The sequence below is a fragment of the Streptococcus sp. C300 genome, from assembly GCF_000187645.1.
Lineage (GTDB): Bacteria > Bacillota > Bacilli > Lactobacillales > Streptococcaceae > Streptococcus > Streptococcus oralis_CQ.
Genome location: NZ_GL732468.1, coordinates 5183 through 7745 on the forward strand (window position 1 = coordinate 5183; position 2563 = coordinate 7745).

A 2563-nucleotide genomic window follows, 5' to 3' on the forward strand; every position below is an offset into this window, starting at 1 on the left:
TATCGTCTCCGCTATCTACAACTGTTGAAGCTACTTGATTACTTTCTTCGACTGAGACTTTTGGACGTTGACCTTTATAGGTGATTTGGTAGTCTTGACGATCTTCAGCGAAGTCAGGAAGCTCTTTTCCATCCACAAGAATTTTTGATTGGGTACTTTCTTGAGGCAATTCACTCGGTGCAAGGAAGGTCATCTCAATCATCGCAACACCGCTCTTGTCTGCTTTACGCTCCATACGCCATCTCATGGCTTTGGCTTTGACAGCTTTAAATGTTACGTTGATTTCATCACCAGCTGCGATGTCTTTATCCGCACGATAAGGAACAGCTTCCCAATTTTCTGGATTGTTAAATGGATGAGCTGCATCGTAGGCTTGGTAGTTTGAATAGTAGGTAGGCACTTCAAACTCTGGGCCAATATAGCGTTCCAAAACGAGTTTAGATGGTGCATCTGTACCACTATCTGCAAAGAAGTGAAGTTTGGCTTGTGCTACAGTCCGTTCTACAATCTTACCATTTTCACGGAAGATTACACCTGCTGATACTTCTGGATTAGAAGATGGTGTTGGAGACCAGTTTGTCCAACGACGATTTTCTGAATGATTTCCGTCATTGAGATAGTCCACACGGTCATGGGAGTTTCTATCAGTGTCGTTAGTGGCTGAAGCAAAGGCGCGGTTACTATTTTCATCATAGTCAGGGTTGTCTGAGAGGGCCTCACCAAGTTTGTCTGTCACTCGTACAGTGAACTCAGCAACAAGATCACTACCAAGGACACGGCCTCGAACGGTAAATTGACCTGCTTTTGTCAGCTTATCTGCTGGAACTTCTTCCCATTCCACTGCCAAGTCTTTTGTTTCGTAACCGTCTTTACCTGTGAAGTAAACAGGAACCTTAGTTGGCAATTCAAGCAGTTGCCCTACTTGTAGTAAGCGAGCTTGTTTGACCGCGGCAACTGGTTTACGAGAGAGCAAGTCTTTATTGCTTGTAAAGTGTAGACGGTATTCTCCTAGGATGTCGCCATTTTCAGCCTTTGCGATAACACGAACTGGCTCACCTTCACGAACGCTTGGAACGACGGTAGCGAGACCATTGTTGCTAACACTTGCTGTTACTGCAGGAACTTTTCCATCTACAGACTCAAGGTAGTAGTCTGTCAAATCAGGGTTAAAGTTTGCTAAATCTTTACCGTCAACTTGGATTCTTGTTTGTCCTTGTTTGGCTGCCGCAACTTGTTTCGCAAAAATTTGTACTTCTGTGATAGACGTTCCTTTCTTGCTATCAAGTCGAACCATACGAATGCGAACCGCATAGGTTTCAACTTTATCAAAGCTGAAATGATTCATTTCTCCAGCTTTTAATTGAGCTGGTGCTTTGAGATTGCTTACCTCTTTCCAGTTTGCAGGATCGTTAAAGGCATGGTTTTCCTCACCTACAAAGCTAGGGTTTTTAGGGGCTGTTGGAACGGTCTTACCGACATAATATTCAATCACATAAGACTTCGGTACACCAACTCCGTGGTCTTCGTGGAATCCGACACTTAGATTATCAACTGAACGTTTGCTCAAAATACCTGAATCTCCGAATAGGACACCAACTGAAGCTTCTGGATTACTACGGTTCCAGTTTGTCCAACGGTTAGCTGGGCGGTCATTAAAGGAAATCAATTTATCGTTGACATTTGAAACAGGATCAGTTGGATTTGAGTCTGAAGCAAAGGCAAGTGGCAATTCTGATCCGGTCCATTGGTCAGAAATATTTGCCCCCTTCTCAGTTTGAGCAGATACGCGAACATGAAGTTTAGTTGTTAATTGCGTACCTTCTAGGCGACCATTAACTGTAAAGACACCTTCCTTGGCGTATTGCTCTGGACGAATCGTATCCCATGTAACCTTAGCTGATGAAACGTGACCATTTGAATCGTAGGTACGAACACTTTCTGGTAATTGTGGTGCTTCTGCGATTGGTGTCGTCACACTGACTTCTTCAACTGAAACGATGCCTTCTACAGAGACTTTTGCACGCGCCTCAAGGTCAATACCTTCAACTTTACCTAGAACTTCAAAGGTTTGATAGGAGTCGAGTTTTTCTTTTGGAATGGCTTGCCATGTGACTTTGTGGGCTTTAGGGAAACCTTTGTCATACTCAACTGTTACTGTTGCTGGAAGGCTTGGTTCTTGATGCAAGTCTGTTACTACGTTCACTGGACGAATAGATTGCGCAATCTTCTTCTCTGTGTTGGCTTGGATCGTGAGATCGATTTGACCTCTAGCCCCCTCATATTCTGCTTTGAGAGTGACTGTTCCTGGCCTATGTAACTCAAGCATTCCTTTACGAACTGCGACTTCCCCTTCACCACTTGTAGAGAAGTTTACTTTATCAGCTGGTAAAACTGCTTGTGTTCCGTCTTGATAGTGAGCGAGTACAGACAATTTCACTGTTTGGTCTTCTTTAAGACCGTCAGCTTGCTCCACTTGTAGGCTCAAGTGGTCAATTTTCGGTGCTTCTTCAAGGAATTGAATTGCATAGGTTTGAAGAGGTCCACCATCTTTTGGTTGAACATA

1 protein-coding gene is annotated in these 2563 nt (G+C 43.7%); it reads right to left on the reverse strand.

Annotation, left to right across the window (positions count from 1 at the left end; genetic code table 11):
• A partial coding sequence (locus HMPREF0849_RS06365; RefSeq protein ID WP_009013650.1) for an Ig-like domain-containing protein occupies positions 1–2563 on the reverse strand: 2563 nt, incomplete at both ends.